The organism is Bacillus sp. FSL W8-0102, assembly GCF_038007225.1.
GTDB lineage: Bacteria > Bacillota > Bacilli > Bacillales > DSM-4216 > Bacillus_O > Bacillus_O smithii.
This window is the reverse complement of the sequence record NZ_JBBOWT010000001.1, coordinates 2,326,643-2,345,099: the sequence shown is the minus strand read 5'-3', so window position 1 is coordinate 2,345,099 and position 18,457 is coordinate 2,326,643. Positions and strand designations below refer to the sequence as shown.

At 41.1% G+C, this 18,457-nt stretch carries 19 protein-coding genes and 1 other annotated feature; all 19 genes read left to right on the top strand.

The window, feature by feature from the left end:
• Nucleotides 1–262 precede the first annotated feature (262 nt).
• The 19 genes from murG to pyrR all read left to right on the top strand — a co-directional run bounded on the left by murG (nt 263) and on the right by pyrR (nt 18,424).
• On the top strand, nt 263–1,369 hold the full coding sequence (gene murG / locus N1I87_RS11215) for an undecaprenyldiphospho-muramoylpentapeptide beta-N-acetylglucosaminyltransferase (RefSeq protein WP_048623104.1): 1,107 nt from the start codon (nt 263–265) through the stop codon (nt 1,367–1,369).
• 144 nt (nt 1,370–1,513) lie between these two features.
• On the top strand, nt 1,514–2,281 hold the full coding sequence (locus N1I87_RS11210; RefSeq protein WP_341101779.1) for a cell division protein FtsQ/DivIB: 768 nt from the start codon (nt 1,514–1,516) through the stop codon (nt 2,279–2,281).
• Between the two features lie 506 nt (nt 2,282–2,787).
• Nucleotides 2,788–4,089 carry a cell division protein FtsA gene (gene ftsA, locus N1I87_RS11205; RefSeq protein ID WP_341101775.1) on the top strand — a complete coding sequence of 434 codons (1,302 nt, stop codon included), beginning with the start codon at nt 2,788–2,790 and terminating at the stop codon, nt 4,087–4,089.
• 39 nt (nt 4,090–4,128) lie between these two features.
• Entirely contained in the window at nt 4,129–5,280 is a 1,152-nt protein-coding gene (ftsZ, locus tag N1I87_RS11200) for a cell division protein FtsZ (RefSeq protein ID WP_003354488.1), read from the top strand.
• 453 nt (nt 5,281–5,733) lie between these two features.
• Complete coding sequence (gene spoIIGA, locus N1I87_RS11195) at nt 5,734–6,657, top strand: sigma-E processing peptidase SpoIIGA (protein WP_341101774.1); 924 nt, start codon at nt 5,734–5,736, stop codon at nt 6,655–6,657.
• A gap of 52 nt (nt 6,658–6,709) precedes the next feature.
• Entirely contained in the window at nt 6,710–7,429 is a 720-nt protein-coding gene (gene sigE, locus N1I87_RS11190; protein ID WP_003354490.1) for an RNA polymerase sporulation sigma factor SigE, read from the top strand.
• Between the two features lie 215 nt (nt 7,430–7,644).
• Nucleotides 7,645–8,421, top strand: a complete 777-nt coding sequence (gene sigG, locus N1I87_RS11185; RefSeq protein ID WP_003354491.1) for an RNA polymerase sporulation sigma factor SigG — start codon at nt 7,645–7,647, stop codon at nt 8,419–8,421.
• Between the two features lie 96 nt (nt 8,422–8,517).
• Nucleotides 8,518–8,793: a YlmC/YmxH family sporulation protein gene (locus tag N1I87_RS11180; RefSeq protein WP_003354492.1), complete on the top strand. Its 276-nt coding sequence runs from the start codon at nt 8,518–8,520 to the stop codon at nt 8,791–8,793.
• 65 nt (nt 8,794–8,858) lie between these two features.
• On the top strand, nt 8,859–9,698 hold the full coding sequence (pgeF, locus tag N1I87_RS11175; RefSeq protein WP_341101771.1) for a peptidoglycan editing factor PgeF: 840 nt from the start codon (nt 8,859–8,861) through the stop codon (nt 9,696–9,698).
• Nucleotides 9,682–10,353, top strand: coding sequence for a YggS family pyridoxal phosphate-dependent enzyme (locus N1I87_RS11170; RefSeq protein ID WP_003354494.1), 672 nt, complete (start codon nt 9,682–9,684; stop codon nt 10,351–10,353). The genes pgeF and N1I87_RS11170 overlap by 17 nt, the downstream gene beginning before the upstream one ends.
• A 15-nt stretch (nt 10,354–10,368) precedes the next feature.
• Complete coding sequence (locus tag N1I87_RS11165) at nt 10,369–10,800, top strand: cell division protein SepF (protein WP_341101770.1); 432 nt, start codon at nt 10,369–10,371, stop codon at nt 10,798–10,800.
• Nucleotides 10,801–10,805: 5 nt separating this feature from the next.
• Nucleotides 10,806–11,069: a YggT family protein gene (locus N1I87_RS11160; protein ID WP_003354496.1), complete on the top strand. Its 264-nt coding sequence runs from the start codon at nt 10,806–10,808 to the stop codon at nt 11,067–11,069.
• A 152-nt stretch (nt 11,070–11,221) separates the two neighbouring features.
• Nucleotides 11,222–11,998, top strand: coding sequence for a YlmH family RNA-binding protein (locus N1I87_RS11155; protein WP_341101767.1), 777 nt, complete (start codon nt 11,222–11,224; stop codon nt 11,996–11,998).
• An 84-nt stretch (nt 11,999–12,082) separates the two neighbouring features.
• Nucleotides 12,083–12,595 carry a DivIVA domain-containing protein gene (locus N1I87_RS11150; protein ID WP_327803135.1) on the top strand — a complete coding sequence of 171 codons (513 nt, stop codon included), beginning with the start codon at nt 12,083–12,085 and terminating at the stop codon, nt 12,593–12,595.
• Between the two features lie 98 nt (nt 12,596–12,693).
• Nucleotides 12,694–12,928: a binding site (T-box leader), on the top strand.
• Nucleotides 12,929–12,986: 58 nt separating this feature from the next.
• Entirely contained in the window at nt 12,987–15,758 is a 2,772-nt protein-coding gene (gene ileS, locus N1I87_RS11145) for an isoleucine--tRNA ligase (RefSeq protein ID WP_341101764.1), read from the top strand.
• A 182-nt stretch (nt 15,759–15,940) separates the two neighbouring features.
• Entirely contained in the window at nt 15,941–16,219 is a 279-nt protein-coding gene (locus N1I87_RS11140) for a hypothetical protein (protein WP_003354502.1), read from the top strand.
• A 91-nt stretch (nt 16,220–16,310) separates the two neighbouring features.
• The gene (gene lspA, locus N1I87_RS11135; protein ID WP_048624422.1) at nt 16,311–16,787 is read left to right on the top strand and encodes a signal peptidase II; all 477 of its coding nucleotides are present in this window, start codon (nt 16,311–16,313) and stop codon (nt 16,785–16,787) included.
• Entirely contained in the window at nt 16,774–17,685 is a 912-nt protein-coding gene (locus tag N1I87_RS11130) for an RluA family pseudouridine synthase (RefSeq protein ID WP_327797914.1), read from the top strand. The genes lspA and N1I87_RS11130 overlap by 14 nt, the downstream gene beginning before the upstream one ends.
• A gap of 181 nt (nt 17,686–17,866) precedes the next feature.
• Entirely contained in the window at nt 17,867–18,424 is a 558-nt protein-coding gene (gene pyrR, locus N1I87_RS11125) for a bifunctional pyr operon transcriptional regulator/uracil phosphoribosyltransferase PyrR (RefSeq protein WP_255287916.1), read from the top strand.
• The last annotated feature ends 33 nt before the right edge of the window (nt 18,425–18,457 follow it).

Below are 18,457 nucleotides of genomic sequence, written 5' to 3'. Positions count from 1 at the left end.
TTCCAGTTTTTTGTATTTTTTGGGCATCTTTCATCATTCAGAAGACGAGAATCCTTGTTATTTAACAAAATGCTTACAAGATATGTTACAATGTTGCAATTTCTATTAAATTGTATTTGCGCATGGACATTCATTCGCTAAAATATAGTATGATAATGTAGTCGACCTTTGTGAACGTGTTTTCCGAAAAAGAAACAGGATGTGGATTGACTATCATGAATATGTACATAACAGTGAAAGAAGAATTTGAGGTGAAAAGAATATGAAAATCGTCGTCAGTGGCGGCGGTACTGGAGGGCATATTTACCCGGCTTTGGCTCTCATCAGGACCATAAAAGAAAAACATGCCGAAACTTCTTTTTTGTATATCGGAACAGAGAAGGGATTAGAATCAAAGCTTGTTCCGAGAGAAGGAATTGAGTTTCGCTCTATTCATATTACGGGTTTTAAACGTTCTCTTTCTTTTGAAAACGTGAAAACGGTGGCTCGTTTTCTAAAGGGTGTAAGAGAATGCAAGAAGTGGCTGAAAGAGTATAAGCCGGATATTGTCATTGGTACCGGCGGCTATGTGTGCGGACCGGTCGTATACGCCGCGTCGAAATTACATATTCCCACCATCATACACGAACAAAACAGCGTTCCTGGTTTAACCAATAAATTTTTAAGCAAATATGTTGATAAAATAGCGGTTTGTTTTGAGGCAGCCGAGGAATTTTTTCCACGGGAAAAAGTCATTTTGACTGGAAATCCCCGGGCTTCCGAAGTGGTTTCTGCGGAGAAAAATGGGGCTTTGCGTGCATTTGGATTAAAAGAAAATGTTCCTACTGTGCTTATTTTTGGCGGAAGCAGGGGAGCAAGACCTTTAAATGAAGCAGTCGTCAAATCGCTGCCTGTGTTAGGAAACAAACCGTATCAAATTTTGTATATAACAGGAGAAATCCATTTTGAGAATGTCAAAAAGGAAGTCTCTTTAGCAGGAAAGCCGTCCAATGTCGCTATTGCTCCGTTTGTCCATAATATGCCGGAGATATTAAAAGAAGTAGATTTGGTTGTTTCTCGTGCCGGAGCAACTACTTTAGCAGAACTAACGGCGCTTGGAGTACCGAGCATCTTAATTCCGAGCCCTTATGTGACGAACAACCATCAAGAAAAAAACGCTCGGACTTTAGCCGATAAAGGAGCGGCAGTATTGCTTTTAGAAAAAGAATTGTCACCGGAGCGGCTGGTCAAGGAGCTGGATGCCGTTTTAACAAACGAGAATCGACTGAAAAAAATGAAGCAAGCTTCTTCCAAATTGGGAATTCCAGATGCATCTGATCGATTATACCAAGTAATGGTTGAACTGGCGAACTCATCGGATCCCCAATAAGGCCGATTAATCCTAGCTGCGCGTTCGTACAAGAAAATAGGATGAATCAACGTACTATGCGCCGTGTGTTTCCTGGCCTTGGACAAGGTGAGCAGAGGGAACATGCTCCTAGTATCTGTTCAGCAACAACAGGGAGGGAATGGAGTGGAAAATGGGAAAATCGTCTCGTTGGAGGATCGGATCCCTAGATTAACAGAATATCGCAAAAGGAAGGCGAATCGCCGGCTGATTTTACTTCTTTTTCTTTTTTTCTTATTAGTGTTGTCAGTGGTCTATTTTTTGTCGCCTATCAGCCATGTAAAAGAAGTGACTGTTTCTGGAAACCATGTGCTGAAAACGAAAGATATTATCAAATGGAGCAATATTGAAAATGGAATGAGCATTTGGAAATTGAACAAGGACGATGTCGAAAAACGGCTAAAAAAAATACCCGAAATTAAATCATCAGACATATCCGTCCGGTTCCCGAACCGTGTCCATATTAAAATCAAGGAAATGAAGCAAATCGGCTATCTCGCGAATGGCGACACATATGAACCGGTTCTGGAAAACGGACGTGTGATAAAAGAAAAAACTGTAAAGATTCCAAAACAATTACCCATTCTATTTGATTTTAAAAAAGATGATGTTTTAAAAGAAATGGTGAAATCGTTAAACGAATTGCCGGTTGAAATCGTCAATTCCATTTCAGAGATACACTACACACCGAAAAAAACGGATCGCTATCATATAACGCTTTATATGAATGATGGTTATGAAGTAAGAGCAACACTTGAGACGTTTTCGAAAAAAATGGTGTATTATCCTTCCATTGTTAGTCAATTGGATCCGAAAGTAAAAGGAGTTATCGATTTAGAAGTAGGTACTTTTTTTCAATCCTATAAAGGAGAAAAGAAACAAAACAATAGATAAAGGAAAGAAAGGTCGTTAGGCCATAAGAACTATTTTTGTTCATGAAAGAAATTTTTTTTTGCTATGGTTTCCGTAAAAAATACAATATTTATGTACCGTTGAAATTCGGAAAAAGCGATCAATGAATGGAAACGTATGGAAAAAACTATTTTTTACTGTCCTATTGCGTTCTGGGTGGATAACTGACATAAAGTTTAAGGATGGGCGGGAGTGAAAGAAAAAAGAAAAACGACGTAGGAGAAAATCCTTTAGCTAAATTTCGCTTTTCTCCCTTTGAATCTTAGTGTAGACTTGTATTTAGCATACTTTTGCCATTGCATCGCAAGAAACTTTTTTAAAAAAATTTTCATGAAGATGCAAAGCTATGAGCGATGAAAAAAATTCATATTTTTTAAAGGGAAATAAGTAAAAAATGACGAATAACTTAACAAGGTATTTACAAGAATTGGTCAATTGTTGTTCACAATCGGATTACGCTGGATGTAAGATAAAGGAGGTGCCAGAGAATGAACAGCAATGAGATTTATGTCAGTCTTGACATCGGTACATCCACAGTTAAAGTCATTATCGGCGAAATGGTCAATGATTCATTAAATATCATCGGTGTCGGAAATGTAAAATCGAAAGGAATTAAGAAAGGATCCATTATTGATATAGATGAAACCGTTCATTCTATAAAAAACGCAGTTGAACAAGCTGAAAGAATGGTTGGAATGGAGATCAAGCAAGTGATCGTTGGCATTCCGGCCAATCAAGTTCAGTTGCAGCCGTGCAGCGGAGTGGTTGCAGTATCTAGCGAGAATCGTGAAATTACAGATGAAGATGTTGCTAGAGTGATAGACGCCTGCCAAGTGATGCCGATTCCGCAGGATCGGGAAATAATCAATGTTTTGCCTAAGCAATTTATCGTGGACGGATTGGATGAAATCAACGATCCAAGAGGAATGATAGGGGTCCGCTTGGAAATGGAAGGAATCTTAATAACCGGATCCAAAACTTTATTACATAATACATTGCGTTGTGTAGAAAAAGCTGGACTGGAGATTCTGGAAATCGTCCTGCAGCCGTTGGCAGCCGGAACGGTGGCGTTATCACGGGACGAACAAATATTAGGCACTGCGTTGATTGATATTGGCGGAGGTTCAACCACCTTAACGGTATTTGAACAAGGACATATAAAAGCCACTACGGTTTTTCCTGTGGGCGGCGATCATATTACGAAAGATTTATCCGTTGGACTTCGGACCAATACGGAAGATGCCGAAAAAATAAAAATAAAATTCGGCCATGCGTTTTATGATCTTGCCTCGGAGGACGAAGTTTTCAGTGTGCCAATCATAGGAAGCGACCAACATCAGCAATTCAATCAATTAGAAATTTCTGATATTATTGAAGCTAGATTGGAAGAGATTTTTGAATTGGCACGGCAAGAAATGAAACGGATGGGTGTCCATGATTTGCCGGGCGGCATTGTTCTTACTGGCGGAGTTGCCAATATGCCAGGTGTGATGGAATTAGCTCAAAGCATTTTTGAAAATCGAGTACGCATTGCAGTTCCTGATTACATTGGTGTTCGAAATCCACAGTTTATCACATCTATTGGATTGATACAGTACGCTTACAAGACTGCAAGAATGCAAGGAAGAACGGTAAGTGCGAATCCGGAACCGGTCATGGTGCCGGACACGAGAATTCAAAAAGAAATAGAACCGCAACCTTCGAAAGAAAAAGTGAAGCCTGACAAACATAAAGAAGAAAAATTTACTGCTAAAATGAAAAGAATTTTTGGTTACTTTTTTGATGAGTAGTCATCTTGAGGGAATAACGACGAATTAGGAGGATTTGTCATGTTGGAGTTTGATATGAGTGTAGATTCATTTGCGTCGATAAAAGTAATCGGTGTTGGCGGCGGAGGAAACAATGCGGTCAACCGTATGATTGAACATGGAGTACAAGGCGTAGAATTTATTGCCGTCAACACAGATGCACAAGCGTTGAATTTATCAAAAGCGGAAATCAAAATGCAAATTGGGGCCAAGCTGACCCGAGGATTGGGAGCCGGTGCCAACCCGGAAGTAGGAAAAAAAGCAGCTGAAGAAAGCAAAGAACAGATTGAAGAAGCGCTCAAAGGAGCGGATATGGTATTCGTAACGGCCGGTATGGGCGGCGGTACAGGAACCGGGGCCGCTCCGGTCATCGCTCAAATTTCAAAAGACTTAGGAGCTTTGACTGTTGGAGTCGTAACGCGCCCATTTACATTTGAAGGAAAAAAACGGGCAAACCAAGCAGCCGGGGGAATTGCGGCAATGAAAGAAGCGGTGGACACGTTAATTGTGATTCCGAATGACCGCCTTCTGGAAATTGTTGATAAGAGCACCCCGATGCTCGAAGCCTTCAGGGAAGCCGATAATGTATTGCGTCAAGGAGTTCAAGGCATTTCTGACTTGATTGCCGTTCCAGGATTGATTAACCTCGATTTTGCTGACGTCAAAACGATCATGTCTAATAAAGGATCAGCTTTGATGGGAATCGGAGTGGCTTCCGGTGAAAATCGGGCAGCAGAAGCTGCGAAAAAGGCTATTTCCAGTCCGCTTCTTGAAACGTCCATTGATGGCGCACAAGGTGTTCTCATGAATATTACGGGCGGAACAAACTTAAGCCTTTATGAAGTACAAGAAGCAGCAGACATTGTAGCTTCTGCATCAGATCAAGAAGTCAATATGATTTTTGGATCTGTCATCAATGAGAATTTAAAAGACGAAATTGTCGTCACTGTCATTGCGACTGGATTTAAGGAAGATACATCGCAAAACGGTAAACCGATTCGTACCGGATTGGGACAAGCCAAAGCGAGTGCTGCTCCTTCCAGTCATATCAAGCGTGAAGGAAAAAAAGAAGAAGCCTCTCACTTTGAAACACCTTCTCGTTCCAATGTTCAACCGCTGGAAGATACGCTTGATATTCCAACATTTTTACGCAATCGCAATCGCCGCAGATAAGTGAAAAAACGATATGAACATAAATGAAGAAAATGACTGTCTCCATTCCGTAATCTACGGTTTTTGGAGGCAGTCATTTTTTGTGCTGCGTAATCAAACGATAGAGATCGTATTTTTAGCCGCTCTTGGAGAATGAAAGTTAGCCACATGCTGCAATGGGATGGAATGTGCGATCCATGAATAAAGATTCATTTAAATTTCGAATCTTGCCGGCTATTGTGACAAATCATAGGCGGTTTTATAGCATCCTCCTTTATTTCGACTCCTTTTAAACTCATCATTCTACGGAAATGATCGTCAAAAGAAGATCATAGAACAGTTTTAGGAATAAAGGTGACAATTTTCGAATATATCATTAAAAAAAAACCTATTATCGAATCCAAATTATGACACACTTTGGATGTGCAGTAGGATATACTTCGATAACAAAAGGGAAGAAAAAGGGGGAAAACATTGGTAGTCTATCTCGATGTGATATGGCTATTAAACTTGCTGGTGGACAGTTTGTTGTTATGGATGACGGCGCTTTTTTTAAAAAGGCAAGTGTCCTTTTTTCGTATTCTTCTCGGAGGGATAATCGGATCTTGCCTTGTTCTTCTATTGGCAACCAAGTTTGCGCCGATCGCGGGAAATCCAGCTGTGAAAGTTCTGTTCTCCATATGGATGGTATTGGCGGTGTTCGGCTATAAAAGGTTTCGCTTTTTTCTGTCCAATTTACTGACATTGTATTTTGCAACTTTTCTTCTGGGGGGAATCTTAATAGGCATTCATTATTTTATTTCATTTGATTCCAATCTTCACTCCGCCACGCTTCTAGCAAATCTAAAAGGATTTGGCGATCCTATCAGCTGGGTGTTTGTCATGTTGACGATTCCGGTTGCTTGGTATTTCTCTAAACGAAGATTGGAAGATTTTGAAACAGCCAAAATTCAATATGATCAACTTGTTGATGTGAAGATTCATTTTGCCGGCTGCCAATTGGAATTGAAAGGGCTTGTCGACAGTGGCAATCACCTTTTCGATCCTTTGACAAAAACGCCCGTTATGATTGTTTCCACCAAAGGTCTGGAAAATACTCTTCCTAGAGAAATATTGGAAATAGCCGAAGAACCAGATAAGTTTTTAAATGGGGAATTAGAATTAAACCAAAAGTGGGCGGACCAGGTCCATTTCATTCCAGCTCAAAGCGTCGGAAAAACTCGTCAGCTTTTGCTGGCTTTTAAATCAGATGGGGTGGAAATTCAAAACCAACCAAGAGGAACTGTCAGCAAAGCATTGATTCATTTTACCGTTCAACAATTGTCGGCAGATCAAGCTTTTGCTTGTATTGTTCACCCGAAATTAGCGGCAACTGCCCCGAAAGAAAGTGCATCTTAACGTATTATTACTATACTCGTATGGATCGAAAATAGAAGGGGGATGACAAAAAATGAGAAAATGGAGAGTGCGATGGACGTATTTGTGGTATAAATTATTGATTGCTTTAGGATTAAAAACCGATGAAATTTATTACATCGGGGGGAGCGAGGCCCTTCCTCCGCCGCTGTCTAAAGAAGAGGAAAAAGTGCTGCTCGAGAAGCTGCCAAAAGGGGATAAAGCCGCTCGATCCATTTTAATTGAACGCAACTTAAGGCTGGTAGTCTACATCGCCCGAAAATTCGAGAATACGGGCATTAACATAGAAGATCTGATTAGTATCGGTACAATTGGTCTCATCAAAGCCGTTAACACTTTTAATCCTGAGAAAAAAATCAAATTAGCTACATATGCCTCTCGCTGTATTGAAAATGAAATTTTAATGCATTTAAGAAGAAACAATAAGATCCGCTCTGAAGTTTCCTTCGATGAGCCGCTTAATGTCGATTGGGATGGAAACGAATTGCTTTTATCGGATGTGCTTGGAACTGAGGATGATATTATCACGAAAGACTTAGAATCGACTGTGGACAAAAAATTGTTGTTTAAAGCATTGCATCAATTGTCGGACAGAGAGAAGCAAATTATGGAGCTGAGATTCGGTCTGAACGGGGAGGAAGAAAAAACGCAAAAAGATGTCGCAGATATGCTTGGAATTTCCCAATCATACATTTCTCGACTGGAAAAACGAATTATTCAAAGACTCCGAAAAGAGTTTAATAAAATGGTTTAAACAGTTAAGATCGATTGACATCCGATCATTTGTCGGAAAATAAAAAATAGATGGAAATAATAAATTTTAAAAGCGATCTAACGAAAAATGTGAGCCAATCGCTTTACAGATAAGCGGTGGCGACAGGTTTTGAAGATGGATTCAGGCGTGCATAAAATTCCCTTCCAAGGAGATACTGATCTTTGAAATAGCAGCTCCTGCAAGGAGGGGAATCAATGGCTCGCAACAAAGTTGAAATCTGTGGTGTGAATACTTCTAAACTCCCTGTATTGAAAAATGAGGAGATGCGTGAGCTTTTTAAGCAAATGCAAGCAGGCGACATTTCTGCAAGAGAAAAGCTCGTTAATGGAAATCTTCGGCTTGTTTTAAGTGTGATCCAGCGGTTTAATAATCGCGGTGAATACGTGGATGACTTATTTCAAGTGGGCTGCATCGGATTAATGAAATCGATCGATAATTTTGATTTAAGTCAAAATGTTAAATTTTCCACTTATGCAGTCCCGATGATTATTGGGGAAATTCGCCGTTATTTGCGGGACAATAACCCGATCCGTGTTTCGCGTTCCCTTCGAGATATCGCCTATAAAGCGTTGCAAGTACGGGAACGGCTGATCAGTGAAACCTCGAAGGAACCAACAGCCGAAGAAATCAGCAAGGAATTGGATGTCCCCCATGAAGAAATTGTGTTCGCATTAGATGCCATTCAAGATCCCGTTTCTCTTTTTGAACCCATTTATAATGACGGGGGAGATCCCATTTATGTCATGGATCAGTTGAGCGACGAGAAAAATTTAGACAGCCAGTGGATTGAAGGGATCGCGCTTAAAGAAGGAATGAAGAGATTGAATGAACGAGAAAAAATGATCATAAGGAAACGCTTTTTCCAAGGGAAAACTCAAATGGAGGTGGCCGAAGAGATAGGCATTTCGCAAGCGCAAGTTTCAAGATTGGAAAAAGCGGCCATCCGACAAATGAATAAAAATATTCAATAAGAAACGGACCTCGCAAGCGAACAGCTTGCGGGGTCTTTTGTGCGGAGAAAGAGCATATATTGTAACAATAAGACGGAAAAGAAATGGGGAGAGATAATGGCAAGAGTCTCTGATTTTCAAGTGAAGGATGTTGTCAATGTTTCTGACGGAAAAAAGCTTGGAAATATAACGGATATTGAAATTAATCTCGATACTGGAAAAATTGATGCGATTGTGATGAATAACGGCGGAAAAGTCCTTGGCTTTTTTGGAAAAGAAGAAGAAACGGTCATACCTTGGAGCCAAATAGTAAAAATCGGCGAAGATGTGATTCTTGTCCGAACACGCGGATCTTATTATACTCAGTCGAAATTAGAAGAACCAAAAGAATAAAGCACTTTAACAGTGACGTTTGTTGGTAATCATGTTAAACTAAAGAAAAAACGGGAGTTGTCGTTATGACAGAACCTTTTCGTTTAATGAATGACCTCTATATTCTTGACTCCTGGATGAAGAAAAATTCCGGCCTCGTAGCCGGATTTACGACGCGAAATGGAGGAAAAAGCAGCGAACCGTTTCGCAGCATGAACTTGGCGTTTCATGTCAATGACAACAGCGACGATGTGTGCGAAAACCGCCGTATATTAGCCAAAAAGATCGGGTTTCCTCTTCAGCAATGGGTAAGCGCAGAACAGACTCACGGAAAAAATATTCGCCGCATCACGCAAAATGATCGAGGAAAAGGCGCACTTCGTTATGAAGATAGCATAAAGGACACTGACGGTTTTTACACAGAGGAAAAAGGCGTTTTGCTTACGATGTGTTATGCTGACTGTGTCCCTATCTATTTTCTTGCCCCTAAACAGCAAAGAATCGGCATTGTTCATTCCGGATGGAAAGGAACCGTCCAAAAAATTGCCGGGGAAATGGCGGCAAAATGGCTGAGTGATGGAATCGATCCGACTGAGCTTTTTGCGGCCATTGGACCTTCTATCTGTCAAAATTGTTATCAAGTGGATGATCGTGTCATTCAACAAGTCGATGCCGTTCTTTCTCCTAACGACGACATTCCATATGTTGAAACAGAAAAAGGGCGTTATCAATTGGATTTAAAATCGTTAAACCGCACTATTTTAGAAAATGCGGGATTGCCAAAAGAAAACATCCTTGTCACTTCATTATGTACAAGCTGTCATCACGAGTTTTATTCTCATCGTCGCGATAATGGAAAGACGGGGAGAATGCTTGGTTTTATCGGATGGAATAAGGAGGTTTCGCATCTTGAGAGTAGCCGATAAGCTGGCAAACATACAAAAACAGATTGAAGAAGCATGTGAACGTTCAGGTCGCAGTCCGGCAGAAATTCAAATTGTGGCCGTTACGAAATATGTATCCGTTGAGAGGGCAAAAGAAGCTCTGGATGCAGGGATCATTCATCTCGGCGAGAATCGAGACGATAGTCTTCTTTCCAAGTGGGAAGCATTAAAAGATCAGCCTGTGTGGCATTTTATCGGCACACTGCAAAGCCGAAAAGTAAAAAACATTATAGATAAAGTTTCCTACATACACTCTTTGGACAGACTGTCGCTCGCTAAAGAGATCGATAAGAGGGCGAATGAACCAATCTCTTGTTTCGTCCAAGTGAATACGTCAGGAGAGGAAACGAAACATGGATTAGCTCCTGAAGCGGTTGAAGATTTTGTCAAGCGATTGGAAGAATTTCCAAAGATTAAGGTGGTCGGTCTCATGACGATGGCCCCGTTTACAACCGATGAGCTCATCATAAGGGACTGTTTCAGACGATTGAAACAATTGCAGTTGGAAATTCAAAATCTCGATTTGCCTTATGCGCCTTGCACGGAACTATCTATGGGCATGAGCAATGATTTTCCCATCGCGATTGAAGAAGGTGCAACTTTTATCAGGATCGGAACAGCTCTTGTAGGTGAATAAAGGAGGGTTGGAAGGATGGGAATCAAGTCAAAAATTAAAACGTTTTTCCTTCTGGACGATGATTATGAAGCGGTTGAGGAGAGCGAAGTACAGGAAGAGCCGAAACAACTGTCAAAAGAAGCTCCAAAACGAAATGTTGTCAGTTTGCAAAGTGTGCAAAAATCATCTAAAGTGATTTTAATAGAACCGCGTGCTTTTGCTGAAGCTCAAGAAATTGCAGACCATTTAAAAAGTCATAAAGCGGTGATTGTCAATTTGCAAAGAATCCAGCATGACCAGGCCAAAAGGATTGTGGATTTTTTGAGCGGAACTGTTTATGCTATTGGTGGAGACATTCAGCATTTAGGACCGAAAATTTTTCTTTGCGCTCCTGACAATGTGGAGGTTTCCGGTTCTATTTCTGAAATATTGTCAGAAGAAAATATGGATAATTCAAGGTGGTTATAAGAAGAATGGTATTCGTTTTTAATGCTTTGTCTTGGCTCATTGAAATCTATTCATGGGCGTTAATTATCTACATTTTGATGTCTTGGTTGCCTGGAGCTAGAGAATCTGGTTTCGGACAGTTTCTTGCTAAAATATGTGAACCTTATTTAGAACCGTTCAGACGCATCGTGCCTCCGATCGGGATGATAGATTTTTCCCCTATTGTGGCGTTCATTGTTTTAAACCTGGCTACTCGGGGATTGCATCAGCTTGCCTACTGGGTGTTATAGCAGAGTTGAAAATTCCGTTTCGCAACGTTTTTTGTGATCGTTGCGAAAGGAAAATTCTGTAATCATGCTAATAATGATCGACAAACAATCGTGCGGAAGAGAAAGGTTATTTAAATATTTATTTCGATTTCGTTAGTGAAAAGGAGTAAACGATGTCATCGATTTATCAGCACTTTCGACCGGAGGAGAAGGAATTTATTGACGATGTCCTCGAGTCGATTCGACAGGTCGAAGAAAAATATGCACCAAAATTGATGGATTTTTTAGATCCTCGGGAACAGCAAATTTTGTCTTCATTGCTGGGGAAAAACACCGAGGTTAACGTGTCGTTTTTCGGAGGAACGGTACAGGCGGAACGAAAGAGGGCGCTCCTTTATCCGCCTTACTTTTCTGTACAGCAAGAAGACTTTCAAGTAGCGCTTTTTGAAATTCTCTACCCGCAAAAATTTGTTGTTTTAAATCATCGCGACGTATTAGGAAGTTTAATGGGTCTTGGACTTCGACGCGAAAAATTCGGCGATATTCTAGCTAAAGAAGGGCGTTTTCAGTTTTTAGTTGCTGCGGAAATGGCTGGTTTTGTGAAATTAAATTTTCGTCAAGTGGGAAAAGCGTCCGTCCAATTGGAAGAAAAAAAACTAGAAGAAGCGATTGAATCAGAAGAAAGCTGGCAACCGGTTCAAACAACCGTCTCATCGTTGCGTTTAGATGTTATGATTTCCGCTTATGCCAAACTGTCCCGCCAAAAAGTGCAGACGATGATCAAAAGCGGCTTAGTCAAAGTGAATTGGAAAGTGGTGGACAACCCTGCTTTTCTATGCGAAGAAGGGGATGTTCTCTCCGTGCGTGGAAAAGGAAGGTGCAAGCTGCTGTCGATTGATGATAAAACAAAAAAAGAGAAGTGGCGAATTACATTAGGTCTTTTGAAATAATTTGGGGAAAATTGCAAGATATTCATTACAAATGGAAAAAAAACCGTTATAATAAAGTCCATAGATAGGTATGGAGGTGGCTGTATGCCTTTAACGCCCTTGGACATACATAATAAAGAATTCAGTAAAGGATTTAGAGGCTATGATGAAGATGAAGTCAATGAGTTTCTAAATCAAGTGATTAAAGACTACGAACTGATATTGCGGGAAAAAAAAGATCTGGAAGAACAGCTGGAATCTTTGCGTGAACGTCTGAATCATTATTCAGATATTGAAGAAACGCTCAATAAATCGATTTTGATCGCTCAGGAAGCCGCGGAAGACGTAAAGCGGAATGCTCAAAAAGAAGCTAAGCTAATCATTAAGGAAGCGGAGAAAAATGCGGATCGCATTGTCAATGAAGCTTTATCAAAAGCGAGGAAAATTGCTCTTGACATCGAAGAGCTCAAAAAACAGTCAAAAGTATTTCGCACGCGCTTTAAAATGCTTGTGGAAGCCCAACTGGATTTGTTAAACAACGACGATTGGGATCAGCTGATGGAATTTGAAGTAGATGCAACCGATCTTAAAAGTCTGCAAGATGAACACGAGGAGTAAGATTTATTTTTGATTGTCTCACCGTTCTATCCGGAAGAGAGTGCCGTTGCAAGACTTGACTGGCAGACGTACGATTTCTATAATGTAAAAGGTATAAGGGAAAAACGATGACGGGGAGAGTACATTCTTTTAGCTTATTGTTCAGCGAGCCGGGACGGTGGAAGCCGGTATAAGCGAAGAGTGGAAGATCACCCTTGAGTCCTGTCTTTGAAAATCCTAAACGGATGTGTAGAAGACAGCGGTTTGTTCACGTTACGAATGAAAGAGCGGGCAGACAGTTTGTTTGCCAATAAGGGTGGTACCGCGGGAATCATCAACCTTCTCGTCCCTTTTTTGGGATGAGAAGGTTTTTTTGTATTTACATTCACGAACGGACAAGGAGGTAAAAAGAATGGACTATAAAGAAACACTGTTAATGCCTAAGACGGATTTTCCAATGCGTGGGAATTTACCAAAAAGAGAGCCTGCCATTCAAAAAAAATGGGAAGAAATGAATATTTACCAAAAAGTGCAAAAACGTACGGAAGGACGCCCCCTTTTTGTTTTGCATGACGGCCCTCCTTATGCGAACGGAGATATTCATATGGGGCATGCGCTGAATAAAATTTTAAAGGATTTTATCGTCCGCTATAAATCAATGAGCGGTTATCACGCCCCTTACGTTCCCGGTTGGGATACGCACGGACTTCCGATTGAACAGGCTTTGACGAATAAAGGCGTCAATCGGAAAGAAATGAGCGTGGCCGAATTCCGTAAACTTTGTGAGCAGTACGCTTACGAACAAATTAACAATCAGCGTGAACAATTTAAAAGACTAGGTGTACGAGGCGACTGGGAGAATCCTTATATTACATTAAAGCCGGAGTATGAAGCCCAACAAATTAAAGTTTTTGGTGAAATGGCCAAAAAAGGATACATTTATAAAGGCTTAAAACCGGTATATTGGTCTCCTTCCAGCGAATCGGCCTTGGCAGAAGCGGAAATCGAATACAAAGACAAAAGATCCCCGTCCATTTATGTTGCTTTTCCTGTGAAGGATGGAAAAGGGGTACTGGATTCGGATACAAGCATCGTCATTTGGACGACCACTCCTTGGACGATACCTGCCAATCTTGGGATTTCGGTTCATCCTGACATTAATTACGTGGTAGTTCAAGTCAATGGCCACAAATATGTGGTGGCGGAAGCTCTGCTTGAAGATGTATCATCTGCGCTTGAATGGGATGAGCCAAGTGTAGTGAAAACATTAAAGGGCACTGAACTGGAGTATGTCGTTGCCAAACATCCTTTATACGGACGCGATTCCTTAGTGATGCTGGGAGAACACGTGACCACGGATTCAGGTACGGGATGTGTTCATACAGCTCCTGGACACGGGGAAGACGATTTCTTAGTCGGGAAAAAATACAATTTGGATGTCTTATCAGTGGTAGATGATAAAGGCTGCATGACAGAAGACGCTCCAGGTTTTGAAGGACTCTTTTACGATGATGCGAATAAAGCCATTACGAAAAAATTGGAAGAAGCAGGCGCACTGTTAAAACTTGCGTTTATTACCCATTCTTATCCACACGATTGGCGTACGAAAAAACCGGTCATTTTTAGAGCCACTGCCCAATGGTTCGCTTCTATCGACGCCTTCAGAGAACAGCTTCTGGAAGCCGTAAAAGAAACGAATTGGGTGCCTGAATGGGGAGAAACTCGTCTTTACAATATGATTCGTGACCGCGGTGATTGGTGTATTTCCCGCCAGCGGGCTTGGGGAGTGCCGATTCCGGTATTTTATGCGGAAAACGGGGAAGCTATTATTACCGATGAAACCATTCAGCATGTTTCGGAATTGTTCCGTCAATACGGTTCCAATGTATGGTTTGAAAGAGAGGCTAAAGATCTTCTTCCGGAAGGATTTACTCATCCTGGCAGCCCGAACGGTCAATTTACAAAAGAAACGGATATTATGGACGTATGGTTTGATTCCGGATCTTCGCATCAAGCCGTTTTACTGGAAAGAGAAGAATTGAACCGTCCTGCCGATCTGTATTTGGAAGGTTCCGACCAATACCGCGGCTGGTTTAACTCTTCATTGACAACCGCTGTCGCTGTAACGGGAAAAGCTCCGTACAAAGCCGTTCTTAGCCACGGATTTGCTTTAGACGGTGAAGGACGAAAAATGAGTAAATCGCTTGGCAATGTGGTTGTACCGGCAAAAGTCATGAATCAATACGGCGCTGATATTTTGAGACTTTGGGTAGCTTCTGTTGATTTTCAAGCCGATGTTCGCGTGTCTGATGCGATCTTAAAGCAAGTTTCGGAAGTGTATCGCAAAATCCGCAATACGTTCCGATTCCTTTTAGGAAACCTTGCCGATTTCGATCCGAAAAAAGACTCGCTTTCTTATGACAACCTGCGTGAAGTCGACCAATATATCCTTGTAAAATTAAATCATTTAATTAAAAGTGTTCACGATCATTATGAACATTATGAATACTCGGCGATTTATCACGAAATTAATAACTTCTGCACATTTGATTTAAGTTCGTTCTATCTCGATTTTGCTAAAGACATTCTGTATATTGAACCGATGAACTTCTATGAACGGCGGGCCATTCAGACCGTTTTGTATGAATGTCTCGTTTCCCTCGTCAAATTAATAGCTCCTATTCTGGCGCATACGGCGGATGAAGTGTGGGAACATATTCCGGGTGTAACGGAAGAAAGTGTGCAGTTAACTGACATGCCGGTTTATAAAGAGATTCCTAACAGTAAAGAATTAGAAGAAAAATGGGATCAATTTATGAAACTGCGCGATGATGTTCTTAAAGCGCTAGAAGAGGCGCGGAACGAAAAAATAATTGGAAAATCGCTGACCGCCCACGTCAAACTTTATGTGAACGATGAAACGAAAGCTCTGCTTGATTCCATTCATGAAAACTTAAAACAATTGTTCATCGTGTCGGGATTTGAAGTAGCTGGTCGGTTGGAAGACGCTCCTGAACACGCCTTAAAGCTGGAACGGGCAGCCGTTGTGGTCGAAAAAGCGGAAGGGGAAACATGTGAACGCTGCTGGACAGTGACGCCGGAAGTTGGATCAGATCCGGAACATCCGACTCTTTGCCCGCGCTGTGCGGATGTGGTGAAAAATCATTATTCCCATTTAGCTTAATTCGAAAGAAGCTTTGGATCATAATTTATCCAAAGCTTCTTTTTCTTTCATCGTAATAATTTTGTTCATAAAGGAACACTAACGATAACAAGAAATTCAGAAGTGAGCGTTTTCGCGTTGATGCAGTTTTCAATAAGACTTCCCGGGAATAAACTTCAATCGGTGTTAACGGAGGGATGAAGATGGCAACGTATGATAAGATCTATCATGAATTGCAGATCGTCTATCAAGAATTAATGAATTCACGATCCCAAAAAGAAGAAGTGTATCGTTACATCGAGCAGGAAAAGAAGGATATTGTAAAAGCTTTAAAAAAATTTGAGTCGGGAGATTTTGGAAAATGCGAAATCAGCGGAGAATGGATTCCCTTTGAATGGATCAAACAAATTCCTACAATGGAAACGATCGATGAATGGGAGAAATGCGTTTTAACATATGGCAGAAAAGGGATATACGGATAAATTCATTCTACAATTGTTGAATCAAAAAGGTTATGCTAAAATGCAAAGGTAACAATTCACTTTAGAGGTGGAGGTAACCAATGTGCGTTTATTGTATTACTTTGGTTTAGCAATTGTGGTGGTGATAATCGATCAATGGTCGAAGTGGTTGATTGTCAAATACATGCAAGTCGGTCAAAGCATAGAGATCGTGCCGAATCTTTTGTACTTAACTTCCCATCGCAATAAAGGAGCAGCATGGGGAATGCTCCAAGGACAGCTATGGCTGTTTTATATCTTAACCGTCATTGTTGTCATTGGCATCATTTATTACATGGTAAAATACGGAAAAGATAAAACGCTTCAATCCATCGGTTTTTCCTTTATTCTCGGGGGAGCGATTGGAAATTTTCTGGACCGTTTTTTCCGGAAAGAAGTCGTCGATTTTATCCACACGTATATTTTCCATTATGATTTTCCAATATTTAATTTCGCCGATTCATCGCTCACAATCGGGGTGGTGCTTTTGATTATTGCTCTGTTATTAGAAGATCGGAGGGAAAGACAGAAAGCGAATGGAACGAATTGAACATATCATCACAGAAGAGGAACAGCATCAACGAATTGATAAAGTTCTTAGTCAATGGAACGAAGATTGGTCACGGAGTCAAGTTCAAGAATGGATTAAAGAAGGACGTGTAACAGTCAATGGAGCGACTGTGAAAGCAAATTATAAATGTGAGGCAGATGACCGTATTGTTGTTAGCGTTCCGGAACCGGAAGTACTGGAAATCACACCGGAAAAAATGGACTTGGACATTTACTATGAAGATCGAGATGTCATCGTTGTCAATAAACCGCGTGGAATGGTGGTTCATCCGGCTCCGGGGCATCTGTCAGGCACTCTTGTCAATGGGTTGATGGCTCACTGCAAAGACTTGTCAGGCATCAACGGCGTTCTAAGGCCTGGAATTGTTCATCGCATTGATAAAGATACTTCCGGATTATTGATGGCGGCCAAAAATGATTATGCTCATGAAAAGCTTTCTCAGCAGCTTTCTAATAAAACGGTTACAAGAAAATACAAAGCCATCGTTCACGGCGTGATTCCACATGATGTTGGAACGATTGATGCTCCCATTGGCAGAGACCCAAAAGACAGGCAAAAAATGGCGGTTGTCGATAACGGCAAACATGCGGTCACTCATTTTCGAGTTTTGGAACGTTTTAGTCAATATAGTTTAATTGAATGTGAGTTGGAAACGGGAAGGACTCATCAAATCCGCGTTCATATGAAATACATCGGCCATCCTTTAGCCGGAGATCCGAAGTATGGCCCCAAAAAAACATTAAATATTGAAGGACAAGCTTTACATGCTGAGGTACTTGGCTTCATTCATCCGAGAACGGAAGAATATTTAGAGTTTAAAGCGCCATTACCGGATGATTTTTCTCGAATTCTGACTTTTTTGCGATCGGAAGGTTGACAGTACATTTTGAAAAGAGTATCATAATGGCAGTTGAATATGAACCTTTAATCCAGTCCCGTGAGGCTGAGAAGGAAACGGAAATGATCGTAATCACTTTGACAAGATATGCTTTCGAAATGAATCCTCTCATCCTGACGATGAGAGTTTTTTTTGTGCCGTTTCCAAAAAAAGAGAGAAGGTGAGTCCGATGCAAAAAGCCATGGTGCTTGATCAGCCTGCTATACGCAGGTCCTTGACTCGAATTGCCCATGAAATTATCGAAAAAAATAAAGGTATTCATAATTGCCTGCTTGTCGGCATCCGGACGAGAGGCATTTATCTCGCAAACAGACTAGCAAAAAAAATCGAGGAAATCGAGGGACAGAGTGTTCCGGTCGGAGAGCTGGACATCACTTTATATCGAGATGATCTCACGTATAAATCTAATCGTAAGGAGCCTCAGGTAAAAGGGTCGGATATTCCGACAGACGTCACTGATCGTAAAGTGATATTAGTAGACGATGTTCTTTTTACGGGAAGAACAGTTAGAGCAGCGATGGACGCTTTAATGGATATGGGGCGTCCTGCTCAGATTCAACTGGCGGTTCTTGTGGACAGAGGACATAGGGAATTGCCCATTCGAGCGGATTATGTCGGAAAGAACATACCTACCTCCATTCATGAAAAAATTGTAGTAGAGCTGGAGGAGGTAGATCAACACGAGAGAGTAACGATCCATGAACGGATTGAAAACTAAATAAGTTCCCTTTTAAATGCAGTCCAGAGAGGC

What these genes read in the sequence shown, in the direction of transcription:
- murG (WP_048623104.1), top strand. Translation starts at nt 263, where the DNA reads ATGAAAATCGTCGTCAGTGGCGGCGGTACTGGAGGGCATATTTACCCG.
- ftsA (WP_341101775.1), top strand. Translation starts at nt 2,788, where the DNA reads ATGAACAGCAATGAGATTTATGTCAGTCTTGACATCGGTACATCCACA.
- ftsZ (WP_003354488.1), top strand. Translation starts at nt 4,129, where the DNA reads ATGTTGGAGTTTGATATGAGTGTAGATTCATTTGCGTCGATAAAAGTA.
- sigE (WP_003354490.1), top strand. Translation starts at nt 6,710, where the DNA reads ATGAGAAAATGGAGAGTGCGATGGACGTATTTGTGGTATAAATTATTG.
- sigG (WP_003354491.1), top strand. Translation starts at nt 7,645, where the DNA reads ATGGCTCGCAACAAAGTTGAAATCTGTGGTGTGAATACTTCTAAACTC.
- N1I87_RS11180 (WP_003354492.1), top strand. Translation starts at nt 8,518, where the DNA reads ATGGCAAGAGTCTCTGATTTTCAAGTGAAGGATGTTGTCAATGTTTCT.
- pgeF (WP_341101771.1), top strand. Translation starts at nt 8,859, where the DNA reads ATGACAGAACCTTTTCGTTTAATGAATGACCTCTATATTCTTGACTCC.
- N1I87_RS11165 (WP_341101770.1), top strand. Translation starts at nt 10,369, where the DNA reads ATGGGAATCAAGTCAAAAATTAAAACGTTTTTCCTTCTGGACGATGAT.
- N1I87_RS11160 (WP_003354496.1), top strand. Translation starts at nt 10,806, where the DNA reads ATGGTATTCGTTTTTAATGCTTTGTCTTGGCTCATTGAAATCTATTCA.
- N1I87_RS11155 (WP_341101767.1), top strand. Translation starts at nt 11,222, where the DNA reads ATGTCATCGATTTATCAGCACTTTCGACCGGAGGAGAAGGAATTTATT.
- N1I87_RS11150 (WP_327803135.1), top strand. Translation starts at nt 12,083, where the DNA reads ATGCCTTTAACGCCCTTGGACATACATAATAAAGAATTCAGTAAAGGA.
- ileS (WP_341101764.1), top strand. Translation starts at nt 12,987, where the DNA reads ATGGACTATAAAGAAACACTGTTAATGCCTAAGACGGATTTTCCAATG.
- N1I87_RS11140 (WP_003354502.1), top strand. Translation starts at nt 15,941, where the DNA reads ATGGCAACGTATGATAAGATCTATCATGAATTGCAGATCGTCTATCAA.
- N1I87_RS11130 (WP_327797914.1), top strand. Translation starts at nt 16,774, where the DNA reads ATGGAACGAATTGAACATATCATCACAGAAGAGGAACAGCATCAACGA.